Origin of the sequence: Paenibacillus sp. FSL R5-0928, assembly GCF_037970385.1 — a bacterium.
Taxonomy (GTDB): domain Bacteria; phylum Bacillota; class Bacilli; order Paenibacillales; family Paenibacillaceae; genus Paenibacillus_AQ; species Paenibacillus_AQ odorifer.
In genome coordinates this window covers 1,465,629-1,483,701 of sequence record NZ_CP150225.1, presented here as the reverse complement: position 1 = coordinate 1,483,701, position 18,073 = coordinate 1,465,629, and the positions used below count along the sequence as shown (strand labels likewise).

At 43.7% G+C, this 18,073-nt stretch carries 13 protein-coding genes; 3 read left to right on the top strand and 10 right to left on the bottom strand.

Features of this window, described 5'->3' with window-relative positions; genetic code table 11:
- Positions 1-63 precede the first annotated feature (63 nt).
- The 4 genes from MKZ16_RS06510 to MKZ16_RS06495 all read right to left on the bottom strand — a co-directional run bounded on the left by MKZ16_RS06510 (position 64) and on the right by MKZ16_RS06495 (position 2,761).
- Complete coding sequence (locus tag MKZ16_RS06510; RefSeq protein ID WP_076107263.1) at positions 64-1,155, bottom strand: DUF5668 domain-containing protein; 1,092 nt, start codon at positions 1,153-1,155, stop codon at positions 64-66.
- 17 nt (positions 1,156-1,172) lie between these two features.
- Positions 1,173-1,670 (bottom strand): hypothetical protein, encoded by a 498-nt coding sequence (locus MKZ16_RS06505; RefSeq protein ID WP_036680114.1) that lies wholly within the window; start codon positions 1,668-1,670, stop codon positions 1,173-1,175.
- Between the two features lie 75 nt (positions 1,671-1,745).
- Entirely contained in the window at positions 1,746-2,198 is a 453-nt protein-coding gene (locus MKZ16_RS06500; protein ID WP_038569222.1) for a zf-HC2 domain-containing protein, read from the bottom strand.
- Complete coding sequence (locus MKZ16_RS06495) at positions 2,195-2,761, bottom strand: RNA polymerase sigma factor (protein ID WP_051491104.1); 567 nt, start codon at positions 2,759-2,761, stop codon at positions 2,195-2,197. Before MKZ16_RS06495 ends, MKZ16_RS06500 begins: the two co-directional genes overlap by 4 nt.
- A 118-nt stretch (positions 2,762-2,879) precedes the next feature.
- On the opposite strand from MKZ16_RS06495, the gene MKZ16_RS06490 reads away from it, so the two are divergent.
- Positions 2,880-5,984 carry an ATP-binding protein gene (locus MKZ16_RS06490; protein WP_076107265.1) on the top strand — a complete coding sequence of 1,035 codons (3,105 nt, stop codon included), beginning with the start codon at positions 2,880-2,882 and terminating at the stop codon, positions 5,982-5,984.
- Positions 5,985-6,068: 84 nt separating this feature from the next.
- On the top strand, positions 6,069-7,214 hold the full coding sequence (locus MKZ16_RS06485) for a response regulator (protein ID WP_051491105.1): 1,146 nt from the start codon (positions 6,069-6,071) through the stop codon (positions 7,212-7,214).
- A gap of 67 nt (positions 7,215-7,281) precedes the next feature.
- Here the strand turns inward: MKZ16_RS06485 and MKZ16_RS06480 are convergent, their stop codons facing one another.
- From MKZ16_RS06480 to ilvB, 5 genes are all read right to left on the bottom strand, one after another.
- Positions 7,282-11,214, bottom strand: a complete 3,933-nt coding sequence (locus tag MKZ16_RS06480; RefSeq protein ID WP_076107267.1) for a collagen binding domain-containing protein — start codon at positions 11,212-11,214, stop codon at positions 7,282-7,284.
- Positions 11,215-11,502: 288 nt separating this feature from the next.
- Entirely contained in the window at positions 11,503-13,044 is a 1,542-nt protein-coding gene (locus MKZ16_RS06475) for a 2-isopropylmalate synthase (protein WP_036679482.1), read from the bottom strand.
- A 102-nt stretch (positions 13,045-13,146) separates the two neighbouring features.
- Positions 13,147-14,139, bottom strand: coding sequence for a ketol-acid reductoisomerase (gene ilvC, locus MKZ16_RS06470; RefSeq protein ID WP_036679485.1), 993 nt, complete (start codon positions 14,137-14,139; stop codon positions 13,147-13,149).
- A 177-nt stretch (positions 14,140-14,316) separates the two neighbouring features.
- Positions 14,317-14,805 carry an acetolactate synthase small subunit gene (gene ilvN, locus MKZ16_RS06465; RefSeq protein WP_170914191.1) on the bottom strand — a complete coding sequence of 163 codons (489 nt, stop codon included), beginning with the start codon at positions 14,803-14,805 and terminating at the stop codon, positions 14,317-14,319.
- Positions 14,802-16,544: a biosynthetic-type acetolactate synthase large subunit gene (gene ilvB, locus MKZ16_RS06460; RefSeq protein WP_036679490.1), complete on the bottom strand. Its 1,743-nt coding sequence runs from the start codon at positions 16,542-16,544 to the stop codon at positions 14,802-14,804. Before ilvB ends, ilvN begins: the two co-directional genes overlap by 4 nt.
- A 591-nt stretch (positions 16,545-17,135) precedes the next feature.
- Here ilvB and MKZ16_RS06455 point away from each other — a divergent pair.
- On the top strand, positions 17,136-17,582 hold the full coding sequence (locus MKZ16_RS06455; RefSeq protein ID WP_036679492.1) for a GNAT family N-acetyltransferase: 447 nt from the start codon (positions 17,136-17,138) through the stop codon (positions 17,580-17,582).
- Positions 17,583-17,603: 21 nt separating this feature from the next.
- On the opposite strand, the gene MKZ16_RS06450 is transcribed toward MKZ16_RS06455, so the two are convergent.
- Positions 17,604-17,933 (bottom strand): hypothetical protein, encoded by a 330-nt coding sequence (locus MKZ16_RS06450; RefSeq protein ID WP_036679494.1) that lies wholly within the window; start codon positions 17,931-17,933, stop codon positions 17,604-17,606.
- Positions 17,934-18,073 lie beyond the last annotated feature (140 nt).

Genomic DNA, 18,073 nt, shown 5'->3' with positions numbered 1-18,073 from the left:
CACAAAGGAGCTGAGGCCTCAGCAGAATCAATACGCTGAAGCCCAGCTCCCTTTTATTCATTCTTATTCAGCTGTGTCCACGGTCACACTTCCATTACTCGTGCTTAAGTCCACAGTATAAGTGGCTTTACCAAGCACAGCGGTACCATAGCTATCGCCGTCCCGATCCCAGGGTACATTCCCCTTCAGCGAGCCATTGCTTGTATCTGCAATAATCTTCGCATCCGACACGGCCGGCAAGCCCACTATAATCTTTCCATTACTGGATGTACATTTCCAGTTTCCGGTCACTGCTGAGTTTATAGTAATTTTGCCGTTGCTGCTCTTGGCTGACAACGTCCCATCAATGTTATCCAATACTATGGCTCCATTAGAGCTCACGAGTTCAACTTCACCTTGGATATTCTGTACGGATAGTGACCCATTGCTGGTATGCGCATCCACTTCGCCGACTATATCATGAATATTTAATGCACCATTACTTGTCTCAACCTCTATACCTGACTTTAGATTCCAGGCTTCTATAGAGCCATCACTTGTCTCAACCTCAACAGCAAGGTTATTGGGTGCACTTACATTTAGATAAGGACTTTTGGTATTGAATCCAAACTGAATGTTAGAGAACCAATTATGATCGGAATCAAGCTCCATAATCAGTGTATCTCCTTCAGTACTAACCTTCCATTTCTTTTCCAGTGCACTTTCAGCATCACTTTGCGATTTTCCAGGCAGCAGTAAACTCCCCTCATAATCCAAAGAGCTTCCAGCTACACCCTCAACCTTTACTTTTCCACTTGGAAGTACGATTTTGAGCGTCGTAATATTCTCTTTCACTTCCACATTCCCACTAAGCGGAGTTAGATGTGTATTACCGATCAGATTGCTGAGTGAACCTCCCGCCATTACTGTCTGAGCACCACTTGCTCCGATCAGTACAATAATTAACAGGATGGCCCAGCCGCTTACACGGCTTTTGACATCGGATTTGATAAAAAGTCTAATCAACATCTCAAGTCCGAATAAGACCAACAACGCCGGCCATAAAAAACCAAGCACCTCATAGCTGATCATATCATACTGAGCCATCACGATAATGACACCAAGGGCAATGCAGCCCAAGGCTGCTGTGAAACTTCCTATTTTCCATCTCCCCATAGTTAAATCCCCGTTTCTTATGCTCTCGTATTGTTCCTTAACATCTTCAGTCCGTACGCAATCAGACCCACTGATAATAGGATCGTGCCGATGTTGATCTCAGTCAGCATATCCCAAAGGGTAGGGAAAGCTGTGATTACCAACATGAGGAATCCAGCAACAACACAGCCGATTCCCACCCAAGCTGGATTGATCTCTTCATGCGGATATCCAGGCATAGAGGACATCCCCATGGTCCAAGGGGCTCCGAAGCTGTCTGGATGAAACATCATTCGTTCGTGTTCAGCAGCAGTTATTTTCATCCAAGCCGCCTTCTGCAGGGCATCAAACAATTGATAAAACCACAGCGCCGCCAGGGCAAACGGGAAGATCAAGGGCTCGGACGGAATAAACATTATACATAAGGACGCCCCGATCATAAACTGTAAACCCTGCTTTTTAAAGCCTAAGTACAAATGACCTACTCCAGGTACCATAGCCAGCATAAAAGTGAGCCAACGTCTCTTCTTAATCATAATACATCCTCCTAAAATTTGGGTAGCAAAACTTTAGCCAATTTAAACATCTATTAATGATCAATTATTTTATTTCTATCTCCCAAAGCCACCAAACCACTGGGTTACTGAATTCGACATATGGCCGTTTATTTCGGTAATGCCATAGGCCAAATTCTCAAATACCCCAAACTGCAACAATAACAAACTGAGGCAAGCAGCCACTCCATAATGAATCCATGAGGTTTTTGGGGCAGAACGACGTCTTACATTTGTCGCCTTAGTCGCTCGTGATCTGCGCCCTGTTTCGAGCTGCTCAATATGTGTCATAACATCTGCTGCGAGATCCGGGAAGTCCATCTGCGCCTGCAGCTGTTCTCTGTCAGCATCCATTTCCGACCACAGCTCCGACATTGCTTTGGCTTCCTCCAGCCACTCTGCGCAATCAGGACATGACTCTATGTGCAATCGGATACTCAGCTCCATCTCTGGAGACAGTAGGCCGTCTATATAATGTGGCATCCATTCCTTCACTATTGCACAATTCATCGCCATTCCTCCCTTTGTTTACGCATCATCTGTCTGGCTCGATAAAGCTGCGATTCGATTGTTTTCACGGAAACTCCCTTTTGCTCTGCAATCTCTTGGTAGGAATTCCGCTGAAAATAGTACAGCTGGACGACCGACCGGTACGGTTCCGCCAGACTGTTCACATTCTCTCCTAATTCAGCTGATGTTTCCTGCTCAAGTACCTCATGCTCCGGAGTTTGAGACGTTACCCAATCATTTTCTGTGTAATCAGCTGCACTTCGGTACTTCCACTCCCTATCGTTGGCCCGTTTCCAGTCCAGACAGGTGCGGTAGGCAATCCGATACAGCCATGTCGAGAAGGAGGACTGTCCTCTGAAAGAGGGGAGCGCTTTATATGCTTTTATAAAAACCTCCTGGGCCATATCTTTGGCCGATTCGGCTTCCCCTGTGATTTTGACGCATACTCTGTATACCATGCCTTGGTAACGTGTCACCAAATGCCCAAAGGCTTGATGTTGACCGTTCAGCACAGCAGCAATCCATTCTGCCTCTTCCAGCTTTCTCCCCTCCTTCACCTTCATAACGTTAGACGCCAGACAATCCTTCCCCCCTGCAACCTATGCATAAATTTTTTTGAATTTTTTGAAATAGGCCGAAGAGAGGAATATATAGTTTGTTGTCGAATAATGTTTAACTACTATGACTAAAAGAAAACTCTTCTTAATTATCGCATTGTTTCTTATTATACTCACTGGATTTCGTATCCTATGGGTAATGATTTCTCCACACACCACACAACCACCATTGATCAATGGGGTGTTGGATTTACGGGATCAAAATTTGAATCCGGACAAACTTCTTATTTTAGATGGGCAGTGGGAGTTCTACCCGGGTATGCTGCTTCCTTCATTCAACGAACAATCTCTAACCTCTGCTCCTACAAAATATATACAAGTCCCGGGGAACTGGAAAGATGCACTTAGCGATAGCGATAGTGATAAATCTGCTTTTGGCTACGGCTCCTATCGACTACGTGTGCTTACAGATAATAATAAGAAGCAATCTTATAGTCTTCTCATTTCCGGAGCTCGCTCTTCTTCAGAAGTGTATATCAATGGTGAACGGCTGGGCAGCTCTGGCACTCCTGCTGAGAATAAAGAGCACTATATCCCATACATACTGCCTTATTCAGTATCCTTTACAACCGATAAAAATGAGATTGAAATTGTGATCCATGTAGCCAACTATTCCTTCTCCCAAACGGGGGGAATTTCTAAAACGATTGTATTTGGCAGCGAAAAAGCTTTAACACAGGAAAGACTGCTATCTATTAGCCTACAGTTGCTATTATGTGTTGTACTGCTGCTGCACGCTGTATATGCTGTTATTTTATATATAATTGGGCTGCGGCAAAAGATGTTGATCTATTTTTTTCTGCTGGTAATATCCGCTATAACTACTGTACTTATAGATGATGACAGGCTTTTATTGCACGTACTTCCCTTGAACTATCAATGGAATTTCAAACTATTTTTTATCTCTTATATTGCTGTATTTATTTTTATCCTGCAGACAAGCAAACACCTTTTGTTCGCGGATTTAAAAATAAAAAGTATTCGTATCCTAACCATCCTGTCCATAGTAGACATCCTGTTCATATTATTTGGACCCGTTGTTCACTATTATGAATTTCACACACTGATTTTCGGCATAAATTTATTAGTTTTAGCATTAGGTGTCGTAATTCTTTTTCTGAGATCTATTGTTAAAAATTACGAAGGCTCTATTTTCCTGTTGTTATCCATGCTTGCCATCGTTAACAGCACACTTTGGGGAATGTTCAAGAATTATAACTGGGTCAACGTTACCTATTATCCTTTTGATCTAATTATCGCCTTTTTGTGCTTTGCGACTTTTGGATTTAAGCGATATCACTGGAATACTAAGGAGACAGAAAAACTGGCGCACAGCCTGCAGAGAAGTGTTACGCAAAAGGATGTTTTTTTGGCTAACACCTCACATGAATTAAAAAATCCGCTGTACAGTATCATTAACATTGCCGAAACTGTTCTGGACAGCGAGCGTGACACTGTAACGCATCAAAATGCTGAGAATTTAAAACTGCTCATTACCGTTGGAAGACGTATGTCCCTTCTGGTAGACGATCTGCTGGATCAATCCCAGCTCCGTGAAAGCAATATACAATTGCAGCTCAGAGAACTTAAGATTCAATCCTTCGCAGTGGGTGTGCTTGATATGTTCAAATTCTTAATTGAAGGGAAATCTTTAACCTTAATCTCAGAAATACCAGATTCATTCCCTTCTATTGTGGCTGATGAAAAAAGACTCATTCAGATCTTGTTCAATCTGCTTCAAAATGCTGTTAAATATACGACTGTAGGCACGATAAGAATCCATGCAGATATTCATAAAAAATCGGCGCAGATTCATATTACGGATACTGGTCTTGGCATGAACGAGGAGACGTTGCTCAGAGCTTTCCAGCCCTATGAACAGGGCGACTCCAGCATGAACGAAGTTAGCGGTGGCATCGGGCTTGGATTAAGCACCAGCAAGCAGTTAGTTGAACTTCACGGCGGGAAAATAAGTGTAGTCTCTACACTTGGAGAAGGTACTACCTTCACATTCACAATGCCGTTATACGATTCAACCAGCCGGGTATTGAATTCAGAACTGCCCTCTATGACTGAATTCTCGGACACGCCATCTATGATCACTTTATCCAAATTAACCGCGCCGGGTATCGTTTCATCAGCCCATGGAAGGAGACCCAAGCTTCTGGCTGTAGATGATGATCCGGTTAATCTAAAAATACTTACCAACGTACTTTCCATCAAGGACTATGAAATCGTTACGGTGACCAGCGGAAACGATGCTTTACTATTGCTGGATACCGCTCAGTGGGATTTAATTATTACAGATGTAATGATGCCACAAATGTCCGGGTATGAACTGGCGCATAGAATTCGTGAACGTTACACCATTGCTGAGCTTCCCATTTTGCTTCTGACGGCACGAAACCAACCAGAAGATATTTATACCGGATTCATTTCAGGTGCAAATGACTATGTAATGAAGCCTATGAATGCAATAGAGCTGAAGGCCCGTGTACGCTCCTTAACAGATCTAAAACAGTCCGTAAACGAACGGCTTCGTGTGGAAGCTGCCTATCTTCAAGCGCAAATACAACCACATTTCTTGTTCAACACATTAAATTCAATATCCGCGCTGGCCTCTTTTGATATTAATAGAATGAGTCACCTTGTGGATGCCTTCAGCTCTTATTTGCGTTTAAGCTTCAATTTCCTGAATGCTGAGCCTATGATACCGATTGAACGAGAGCTTGAGCTTGTTCATGCCTACCTCTACATAGAGAAGGAGCGCTTTGAAGATAGGATGACCATTCATTGGGATTATGAGGAAAGCTTGCATTTTCAGCTGCCGCCTCTGACTATACAGCCACTGGTTGAAAATGCTGTCCGGCACGGTATTTTGAGTCGCTCCCAAGGAGGAACGGTGTCCATAACCATTAAGGAACAAGCTGGCGATATTGAAATCACGATATCAGACAATGGCCAAGGCATGAAAAACGAACAACTCCAGCAGTTGCTCAGCAATCCGTCTAATGATGTACGAGGAATCGGATTTTTAAATACACATAAACGGCTGTTGCGGGTCTACGGAAAAGGGCTGCAGATTAAAAGCTCCGAAGGGAAAGGAACTTCTGTGAGTTTTATTATTCCTTCTGACAAAAAAAATCCGATTCGAAAACTTTCTGATTAACAGACAAACTATTGTGAACCCAAATATCAAGTAAGGATTCGACGTATTTTTGGCTAAAATACTATATCTGAGTGGTGATTAATAATGATTCAGGCAATATTAGTTGACGATGAACGGCTTGCCCTTGTGAAATTAGAGTTTATGTTAAAAAAAATACCATCCATACATATAGCCGCTTCCTATACGGACCCCTCGCAGGCCATTCAAGAGGCTCCGTCTTATCATCCTGACGTTATTTTTATTGATATTGAAATGCCTGAAATTAATGGTCTTCAAGCTGCGGAGATGCTCCAAGAGACCTGTCCAAACGCAAATATTATCTTTGTTACCGCGTATAACCATTATGCTGTGGAAGCCTTTGAGATCAATGCGCTCGATTATATTTTGAAGCCTGTGCGAAATGACCGACTACTGAAGGCCGTCCAACGGTTAGAAGAAAGATTGTCACTTGCCCCAAAACTCATCATTGCAACAGAAGAGGTAACCATTCGTTGTCTTCAATCGCTTCGTTTTGAACGAGGTGGACAATCTCTGAATAATCTGCGTTGGAGAACCTCTAAGGCCCAAGAGTTATTTGCTTTTTTGCTCCATAATCGCAACCGCTTTGTAAGTAAAGACATGCTGATTGAACTGCTGTGGCCTGACTTTAATCTGAAAAAGGCTTCTACCCATCTCTATACAACAATTTATCAAGTCCGGCAATGCTTAAAGCAGAATGAAGTCGACCTGCATATCAGCAACCTTAGCGGGGGGGAAGGCTATACCCTTGAAACCGGATCAATGTTGATCGATGTAGATAAGTGGGAACAGGGGATTCTGGCTCTGGAAACCATTAGTGAAGTTAATTGTGCGGAGCATCAAGTTTTATTCGAGCTTTATTCTGGAGATTACTTTGACGATTATGATTATTTATGGGCCGAAAGTGAGCGGCAACGCCTTCGTACCATTTGGCTGCACCATGCAATGGGCATTGCCCAATTTTATATAGAAAGCAACAGAATTGCCGAGGCCGTTACTGTCTATCAACGAGTAGTGCAGCTGCAGCCTTATTTTGAACAAGGGCATTTAGGATTAATGAAGGTCTACGACAGTATTGGAGAACGTTCCGCTGTGGAAGAGCAGTACAAGCTGCTCAAGGATTTGTTCCAAAAGGAACTTAACCTTGGCCTTCCAGCCAGCGTTGAGCACTGGTACGAGCAATGGGAACAGTTTAACCATAGAGTGCGATGAGCTAAATACCCTATCAAGACATAATAAAGACACCCGGATAAAACCGGGTGTCTTTATTATTACCTTCCTAGTTATTACGTTTGAATCGTCTTGTTAATACAAACCCTAGTAGTACCAGACTTCCACCTACCAAGTAGATCGGAAATGCGCTGTCTTCTCCCGTTTTCGGAAGCTGAGTCGGTTTATTGCTGTTATTTCCTGGCTTAGTAACTGTACCCTTTGGTACTTCCTCCACATCAATTTCTATGAGGATTTCTTCTTCATTTCCATTCTCATCTGTAACAATAATGGTGAACTTATCTTTACCAATATAGCCCGGATCAGGTGTGTAGACCCATTTGCCATCCTTAGTAATAATTACTTTACCATGTCCCGGCTCATCTCCCAGGCTTGGCACTCCCCCAAGTGGAATTTCACCTTCAATAGGAACATCTTCATTGGTAATCTCTTTCTGCACAGGTGGAGTTACCTGCGGAACAACAGGCGTACTAGTTGCCACAGGCTGGCTTGGAGTAGCTGTTGGCGTTGCTGTCGACACTGGCGTTACCATCGGTGTTGGTGAAGGTGTTGCCACCACAACTGGTGTTGGTGTTGGCGTAGAAGTAACGACTACTTCCGGAGTCGGTGATGGTGTCCAGATAGGACCTGTCGGTTCCTCTGGCGTCGACGTTGGTGTTGCTGTTGGTGTCGACGTTGGTGTTGCTGTCGGCGTCGACGTTGGTGTTGCTGTTGGCGTCGACGTTGGTGTTGCTGTCGGCGTCGACGTTGGTGTTGCTGTCGGCGTCGACGTTGGTGTTGCTGTTGGTGTCGACGTTGGTGTTGCTGTTGGCGTCGACGTTGGTGTTGCTGTCGGCGTCGACGTTGGTGTTGCTGTTGGTGTCGACGTTGGTGTTGCTGTCGGCGTCGACGTTGGTGTTGCTGTCGGCGTTGGTGTTACTGTTGGCGCTGGCGTTGGTGTTACCGTTGGTGCTGGCGTTACGGTCGGTATAGGCGTTGCTGTTGGTGCCGGAACTTTGTTTTTAACCTGAAGGCTTATCCCTGTCGTCGAAGAAATAGTCACTTCATGTGGTGTTTGATCAAGAACATAACCAGCAGGCGCTGTTTTCTCAATTAATACATATTTCCCACCTGTCAGTTTAGTAAATTCAAGTATCCCGTTGGTATCCGTAGTGCCTTCCTTAATCCAGATCTTATCGGCATCAACTACGCGATACAGATCAAAAACGGCCCCACTTAACACCTTACTCGTATTCCCGTCTTCTACTTTGGTAATCGTTAACGGTCCTCTTACGCCGCTTCCTGTACCGGAGCCGCTAGAGAGCTTAACGATAATTTCTTCGGTACTTACACCTGGAACTACCTTGATGTTTTTACCATCGAAACTAACCTGATTGGTTACTTTATCATTGTTTTGTGCTGTGATCAGGGAATCATATTTTAAAATATAAGCTTCGGAAATATCCTTGAGGAAACTAAGCTTAAAGCTTTCTTTTCCGTCATTATCCGTAGTGATTTCCAGCTTATAATCTGTACCACTCACCAATTCTTGGTTGGTGGATGTTACATCCCCATTGCTCGCAACTTTCGTTTTGTAGACATGGAATGTATTGGACAGCAGGATTTGATTGTCGCTTGGAATATCCGTAATTACCGCTTCTTTTACAAAAGATTGGTTACGGTTGATGTAAATTGTCCAATGAATTTTATTGCCATCCTGCGCACCTTCTTTGTTAACATATTCCCCGCCCTGAGGGATATTAACAGAAGCTTGCAGTTTAGCGGACTCTACTTTCGTACCATCATATAACGTAGCTGTATTTTTAATTTCATTTGAATCAATCGCTTGATCCGCGAACGTTGTTTTGAAAGTGACGTAGAACGCATAATTAATCGTTTTATTAAATGTCACCTTCAGCTCACTGCCATCCAACTCCACTTTATAATCAGCGGAGTTCACACTAGCTTGAGGAGAAGGATTTCCATCCTTTCCATACTGCCATTTATTCACTTTCACAGAATCCATATTTACAACTTGGCCAGCTGAAATGGTATCAACCAGTTGAGCTTGGCTTAACGTTTTCTGATTATAATTAGCCCCAATGTTCCAAGTGATCTCCTTAGTTACAGCATTGTAGGAACCACTCTTCTTCCCATTGTTTTTAACCTCATCTCTTGGATTAAAGGTTGCTGTCGCTTCTTTATGCTTAGACTCCTTCACCCCATTAACCGTTTCTTTCCAATCGAGTGCACCTGTATTAGTGAATTGAGTTTTGCCCGGAGCCAGCCAATCATAGTTAAAGCTTGTTGTATAAGTAATTGTGTAAGGCTCATTTATCGGCGCATTAAAAGTAATCACAAATCCATCGTTTACTGCAACCGGATCATGCGCATTGTAAACAACACTATGGACGGTAGCAGTTCCACCTTTAGTTGGTTGAACCTTTAATGTACCCGGGACAAGCTTTAATCCGGCATTGCCAAAAGTATCTGTCACCACTAAATTTTCCATAGTCTTGCTGTCGTCGTTAATTTGGATAGTCCAATCGAGGGTCTTAGTCGCATAATTAACGTTGCTATAATTTTTTTGGAGAATTTGCTGCTTGATATCACTGTAACCCGTTTCTGTTTTTCCATCATAAGTAATCTTGTTCGTAATCTTGCCATCATCAAATACTCTGCCATTTGCCTTTGTCTGATATTCAATACGGTAGGCAGAATTAATATCATTGTTAAATTTCAGATCAAAACCATTTAATCCCGTTGCAGTTGTTGGAGTTATTGTATATTCGCTTGAAGCGATTTCCGCGCTTTTAACCCCGTTGCCATTACTGTCGATCGTTACAGGATAAACTTTAACCGAGCTGAGAATCAGATCTTGGGTGTTATTGAATGTATCCTTCAAAATAGCATTTGCCGCTAAAATTGTTTTTTCATTGTAATTGAAATTAACAGCCCAGGAAATCACCTGATTCGCTGCATCGTATTTAGTGGACTCTTTCGATAGTGGTTTGCCACGTCCTACTGTAACTGTAGTGCTAGCCTTTTTAGAAAATCCGTTATCTCCTGTTAAGACTGCCTCATTCAAAAAGGTTTTCGCATCTACACCAGTACCAGTAATATCCGTAGAAAAGCCAATCCGGTAGGCCTTAGTAAGCGGGTTATCCGCAAATTTCAGCTTTAACTCTCCCAAAGTGGATCCTGTCACATCATACTTGCTGCTGTCCACTATATTGCCAAGACTCACAGTCCCATCGACCTTCACATCAAGCTCATAAACAGCAATAGATACCGTATTCAGTGATAATCCCGCAGGGAGTGTGTCTGTGACAACTGCATTTTTTACGCTTTCCAGTGCCTTATTCACATCAACCGTCCAAGCGATGCTTGTTGGGTTATAATACTGCGGCTTAGGCGAACCGTCTTTTTCTATAGTAGAGCTAACCTTCGGCTTAAAATTAAGCTCAATGGTCTGAGTACCGCCTTGTATCGGGAAAATCAGGGTTTGCTTCGTGGAGCCAGTAATCTTCTTGGAGCTCAAAAGTGACCTTACGGAGAAAGTCCCTCCCACCTTATCGTGGGTTTCGATATAAGCATTAAATGTAAATACAACGCGGTTAGTATTTTTGTCGACGGTATAAGTTCCTACAGGTTCATCGTCAAAAATAAGATCACCATTCAGATCGTTATAAAGTTCAAACTGTGTTGGAAGATCAAAGGTATAGGTGGACCCATCCTTATATCCATGCCCATCTGGAAGTGACCATGTATAGTTCAATTCCGAATAGGAATCAAGTTCATATACGCTTTCTGTAACCGTATTTGTGTATTTATCATCGGTGTATACAGCAAGCGTAACACTAGTAATGAGGTCATCTCCAATTACAGTACCGTTGCCACTCGCATATGCCTGCGAATTGACTCCAAAGCCAAAGCTGTAAGCCCATTGCGTCACAAGCAAGAATACTACGAGCAATGCGCTAATTTTCTTTTTTGATAACATTATTAAAAATGCCTCCTTTGTCACTCCGTTTATCGTGCTTTCCTAAGCTTTATCCTTTGAATCCCGTACTCTACTCCCCCGCATTAACCTCCTTGACTCTTTTTCATGATATAAATTTGCAACCTAACAACTATTGTAAATAGTCCATCTATACATAATCTGAACAGCATCCTATTACAGTCTTGGAGATCTTTTTATTGCAAAAAAAACAGGGATATGCGCAATAACTCGCATATCCCTGTCTTATTTACTACTTAGTGGAAAATAAAAATAACAACATTGTACATCTTATAGACTAGCGTGATCACGTTTGGTGTAAGTCTTACGCTTCTCCAGAAGCTTGTTCAGCGCATCAATATAAGCGCGGGCACTTGCTTCCAGAATATCGGTGCTAAGTCCACGGCCTTGTGCAGCTACTTCTCCCTGCGACAGTACTACATGAACCTCACCTTGCGCATCTTTACCACGGGAGACCGATTTAATCGAATAATCTCCAAGGGTAACTTCCTCATTCGTGGCTTTATCAATAGCATTGTAGATGGCATCTACTGAACCATTACCTTCTGCCTCAGCTACAATCGGCTGGTCTTCCGGACCCGCAATAATAACCTTGGCGGTTGGAACAGCTTCATTACCATAAGTAACGAACATCGTTTGCAGCTTAAAGACTTCTGGCGTATCAATTAATTTCTCTTCAATCAAAGCCAAAATGTCTTCATCTGATACTTCTTTTTTCTTATCTGCCAAATCCTTAAATCTAGAAAAAGCGGTGTTCAGCTCTTCTTCGGACACATCATACCCTAGATCACTCAACTTATCGCGGAAAGCGTGACGTCCAGAGTGTTTGCCGAGTACCAGCTTGCTCTCTTTAAGTCCAATAGTCTCCGGTGTCATGATCTCGTAGGTAGTTTTCTCTTTCAGCATCCCGTCCTGGTGAATACCCGATTCATGAGCAAATGCGTTAGCTCCTACAATCGCTTTATTCCCTGGAACCACCATACCTGTCAGCTTGCTGACCAGACGGCTTGTGCGAGAGATCTCGGATAACGTAAGCGATGTTTTTGCGCCAAAAAATTCAGCCCGTGTCTCAAGCGCTAGCGCAACTTCTTCAATCGCTGTGTTCCCGGCACGTTCACCGATACCGTTGATCGTTCCTTCGATCTGATCTGCACCATTCTGAATCGCAGCCAGCGTATTTGCTGTAGCCATACCAAGATCGTTATGACAATGGGCACTAAGCTGTACGCGTTCAATATCAGGCACATTCTCTTTTAGATATTTAAAGATAGCTCCGTACTCCGAAGGATTCAAATAACCTACAGTATCCGGGATATTAACAACATTAGCGCCTTCCCGGATAGCCATGCCGACCATTTCAGCCATGAAATCATACTCCGTACGGCCCGCGTCTTCTAATGAAAACTCGAGCTTAGGGAAATATTTTTTAGCGTATCGGATAGCAGACTGTGCAGTTTCCAACACCTGAGCCTTATCCATCCGTAGCTTATGCTGGCGGTGAATAGGAGATGTAGCTAGAAAAATATGAATACAAGGGTCCTGCGCTCCCTGTAGTGCTTCTTTTACAGCATCAATATCTGTCTCTCTAGAACGAGAAAGGCCGATTACCGTGACGTTCTTCACAGCTCTTGCCACCGCATTAACAGAAGCTAGATCACCTGGAGAAGCTGCAGGAAAACCCGCTTCCATGCGATCAATTCCCAGCTTCTCTAACTGGTAAGCGATCTCCACTTTCTCACGCGTGTTGAGGTTCACACCTGGTGACTGCTCTCCATCTCGCAGTGTCGTATCGAACACATAAATTTTCCGCATGCTAAGCACCTCCCAAAAATTGTGCTGAAACTCTCAAATGCGGCTCGCAAAGTCACGGCCGCATTTGAAGGTAATACTATTTAATCATAAGTATGATTATGATTATTTCTTAATCCAGTGCATCATTTCACGCAATTGGCTACCTACAACTTCTACTGGGTGAGCAGCTTCGTTGCGGCGAGTAGCGGTAAGGAAAGCACGTCCGGATTGGTTTTCAAGGATAAAGTCACGAGCGAATTTACCTTCTTGAATATCTGTCAGAACAGCTTTCATAGCTTTTTTAGTATCTTCAGTTACAATGCGTGGTCCAGTTACATAGTCACCGTACTCAGCAGTGTTACTGATGGAATCGCGCATGCTGGACAATCCGCCTTCGTATACCATGTCAACGATCAGCTTCAATTCGTGCAGACATTCGAAGTAAGCCATTTCAGGAGCATATCCTGCTTCAGTCAATGTTTCGAAGCCAGCTTTGATCAGTGCGGATACACCACCGCAAAGTACAGCTTGTTCACCGAACAAGTCAGTTTCGGTTTCTTCACGGAAAGAAGTTTCGATAACCCCTGCACGTGTACAGCCGATACCTTTTGCATAAGCAAGACCGATTTCTTTAGCTTTTCCAGTTGCATCTTGTTCGATAGCAATCAAGCCAGGAACGCCAAAGCCCTCAACATAAGTACGACGAACCATGTGACCTGGAGATTTTGGTGCTACAAGCAGCACGTCTGCATCTTTAGGAGCAACGATTTGTCCAAAGTGTACGTTAAAGCCGTGGGAGAACATCAAAGCTGCGCCTTTTTTGAGGTTTGGTTCTACTTCATTTTTATATACCGAAGCCTGTGTTTCATCTGGCATTAGGATTTGCACAACATCTGCACGGGATACTGCTTCAGCAACTGGCAATACTTCAAAACCGTCATTTTTCGCAGTTTCAAAAGATTTACCTTCACGAAGACCGATGACAACTTGAAGACCACTGTCACGCAGGTTTTGTGCTTGGGCATGTCCTTGGCTACCGTACCCGATTACCGCAATTGTCTTTCCTTTTAATACACTAAGTTCTGCATCCTGTTCATAGTACGTTGTAACTGCCATTGTCAATATCCTCCTTTAATTTGAGACCCATCATAAAGAGCGGGTGCTTCAAGAGAACTGGATTCATAGAAGATCTAGCTGCTCCTCAAGCTCCCGCTCTTTAGCGGGAAGTTCATTCATATCATATCAGATTAATGCAATCAAGCAGTAATCCGTTAAAGTCGCAAAATAAAATATTTAAGAGTTACCGCGTACCATAGCCGTAATACCCGTGCGAGACAGCTCTCTGATTCCATAAGGTTTCAAAAGCTCGATCATCGCATCAATCTTCACTGTATCTCCAACTACCTGTACTAACAATGTAGTGCTGCCAATATCAACAACTGAAGCCCGGAAGGTTTCTACAACGCCCATAATTTCCGGACGCTCACTTGGATCAGCATTCACTTTAATCAGAGCCAGCTCACGAGCAACCATTGGCTTAGATCCAAGATCAACGACTTTAATTACATCAATTAACTTGTAGAGCTGCTTCTCGATTTGTTCAAGCGTATGCTGGTCTCCAAGAGTAACGATAACCATCCGGGACAATCCAACCTCTTCAGACTGGCCAACCGTAATACTCTCAATATTAAATCCGCGGCGACCGAACAAACCCGACACCCGTTGAAGCACACCCGGCTGGTCATTTACGAGTACAGAAATCGTATGTCTTGTCACTGTTATTCATCCCCCATCAGCATATGATCGATGGTTGAACCTTGAGTTACCATCGGGTAGACATTCTCGTCTTTTGGAACAACGAATTCTACCAATACTGGACCCGGTGTTTCCAGTGCCTTCTGCCATGCATCACGTGCTTCTTCCTTATTCGTCGCCCGTAGACCTTTTACGCCATAGGCCTCAGCCAGCTTAACGAAGTCCGGACTGCCTGCGAGATCTGTAAAGCTGTAACGTTTATCATAGATAAGATTCTGCCATTGGCGAACCATGCCAAGCACCTGATTGTTAATTACTACAATTTTGACTGGTATATTGTTAATCGCACATATTGCTAGCTCTTGGGAACACATTTGCATGCCGCCATCACCATTAATCGATACTACCAACCGTTCAGGATGTGCCATCTGTGCACCGATAGCTGACGGGAATCCGAAGCCCATCGTTCCAAGACCGCCTGAAGTAATCCATGAACGCGGATGATTGAACTTATAGTATTGTGCAGCCCACATTTGATGCTGACCAACATCCGTTGTGACAATCGCTTCACCTTTAGTGGTGTCATTGATCATTTCAATCACCCATTGTGGTTTAAGCTCTGTTTCTGAATCCTTATACCGAAGCGGCTGATCTAGCTTCCACTGAGCAATCTGTGTTCTCCAAGCATCAGCATTAGATGCGCGGCCAACCTCAGGATTCAGCATTTCCAATACAGTTTTCACATCGCCTACAATCGGAATATCAGGCGATACATTTTTCCCGATTTCTGCAGGGTCTATATCGATATGCACGATTTTGGCTTTTGGCGCGAAGCCGTCCAGTCTGCCAGTAACACGATCATCAAAACGTGCACCGATATTAATGAGCAAATCGCACTGTTGAATCGCATTATTCGCGGTATACGTACCATGCATACCCGGCATTCCCATCCAAAGTTCTTCTGCACTAGGGAAAGCTCCGAGACCCAGCAAGGTTGTAGTAATTGGAATCTCTGTCCGTTTCACGAATTCGAACATAGCTTCATGTGCTCCGGAGTAAATAACTCCACCACCTGCAATGATGATCGGACGTTCAGCAACCGCAATCGCACGAACCAATTTATCAAGCTGCAGTTTGTTTGGAACTGTACAAGGATTGTAGCCCCTAAGATTCACTGTTTTCACTGGTGTGAACAACGTCTTCGCTGCTGACACGTCTTTCGGAATATCGATCAACACTGGACCTTTACGACCGGTATTCGCCACATGGAAAGCTTCATGTATAACACGCGGGAGATCCTCAACATCTCTTACAAAGTAGCTATGCTTAGTAATTGGCATCGTTATCCCGGTAATGTCTGCTTCCTGGAAAGCATCTGTACCGATCAGGCTGGAGAATACGTTACCTGTGATTACAACCAATGGAGTGGAGTCCATATATGCTGTAGCAATACCTGTTACAAGATTCGTTGCTCCGGGACCCGAGGTAGCAATACATACCCCTGGTTTGCCACTTGCTCTAGCGTAACCGTCAGCTGCATGAATAGCACCTTGCTCATGACGTGTTAACACGTGATTGAAATCCGTAAAACCGTACAATGCATCATAGATGTACAATACAGCTCCACCCGGATATCCGAATACAGTGTCTACACCTTCTAATACAAGGCTGCGGAGTAATATCTCGGAACCGGAAATGACCTCCGGCTCCATCCATTTTTCTTTTAACTGCTCAGTAGACCGTAATTCCGGTATTTGCGCGCTCATCAGTATTCCTCCTCCGATATTTAACATTCATTATGCAAATGACGGACCGTCCTTTATACATCAGCAAATGGTTCTTAATAAAACAAAAAAACCTTTCGCCTCCCACGCACAGTATTAGCGCGTGAGGGACGAAAGGTTGATCTTCCGTGGTACCACCCATGTTTGCATTACATCTCGCGATGCAACGCCTTATCAGGTATACAAAAATCCATCGATGTAGGCAAGGGCCCTAATCTCTGTAACCTGAAGTCCCTAACGCGGACTAAACGATTTCCCCTAATAATTCCACCACTCTAGCCAGTGGACCTTTCAGGAAAACAGCTCCGAGGTGAGCTCGTATATAAGGGATTTCGGTGGAGGTTGCAGCAGATCCTCACACTCTCTGAGCAAAAGAGCCCTTAAAACTTCGTCCTCATCATTGCCGATACATGTATGTTCGATAAAATGTTTAGACACATTATATGATTCCTAACATGGATAAGTCAATACCCTTATTTTTAATATTGTCACAACTCCTACTTCTACGTGCTGGGAACCCCCACCACGCTCCCGACATATGATGTACGACAATGCGTAGAAAGGGGGCGCTCTATGATCCGTTATCGTCGACCCAAGCAGGATGACGTCATTATCCTTGATTTAATCGAGCGACAGCTTGTACCATTATCTCATTTGCCAAAGACTGAGATTGCCAAAATCAAAAAAGATATCCCCCGTCGTCTGGGACACGGTATCACCTTAGTCGCCTGTCCCGACTATGAGAGTGATCCAATGGGGTTTGTCCATTTCCTGCTGCATGGTGATTTACTTTATATCGATATGTTAGCCATAGCACCCGCAGCACGGCGCAAACACTTGGGGAATATGCTCATGGATCGAGCAGAACGATTTGCACTATCACGCGGATGTCATCGGGCTAAGGTATCCGTCGATTTAGGAAATACAGCAGCTCTTGCCTTTTATCAAAAATTGGGCTACAGCGTAGCCCGTTATCAATCCCTAAGCTTCTGTTACGAACTGGAAAAAAGGTTCATCTAATTAAATCAAACTCAACTGAACTTAAAAGAATCCGAAAGGTGGATAGGGTGTGCCTCCGTACCCATAGCCTCCATAAGGATTGCCATAGCCAGGACCTCCACCATAAGGCACTCCACCGCCATAGCCACCACCAAAAGCATAAGGTGCTGTACCAATGGCAAGCAAATCAAACAACACTAAAGGAATGATTGCTTTGGTTTGTACTTTTTTACCACTTACGCGTTGTAATATCAGACGATTTCCGGATACACGCAGCAGTTTACCTGTCACCTGAGTACCGTCTTTTTTTACTGCAATGATCTGCTTACCTACGAGTCTCATAACTTGCTTCTTCGTAACTGGCTTAGTCATATGATCCCCTCCTAAATGTTTTGTACGCCTCTCATTCGCATCATCTACAAAACAGTCTATTCGTTGGAAAGGACCTTCGCCTGTACACTTGCCCTCCTACCTCAATGTTTATCCTTGCTGATCCTAATAAAAAAGCCGTA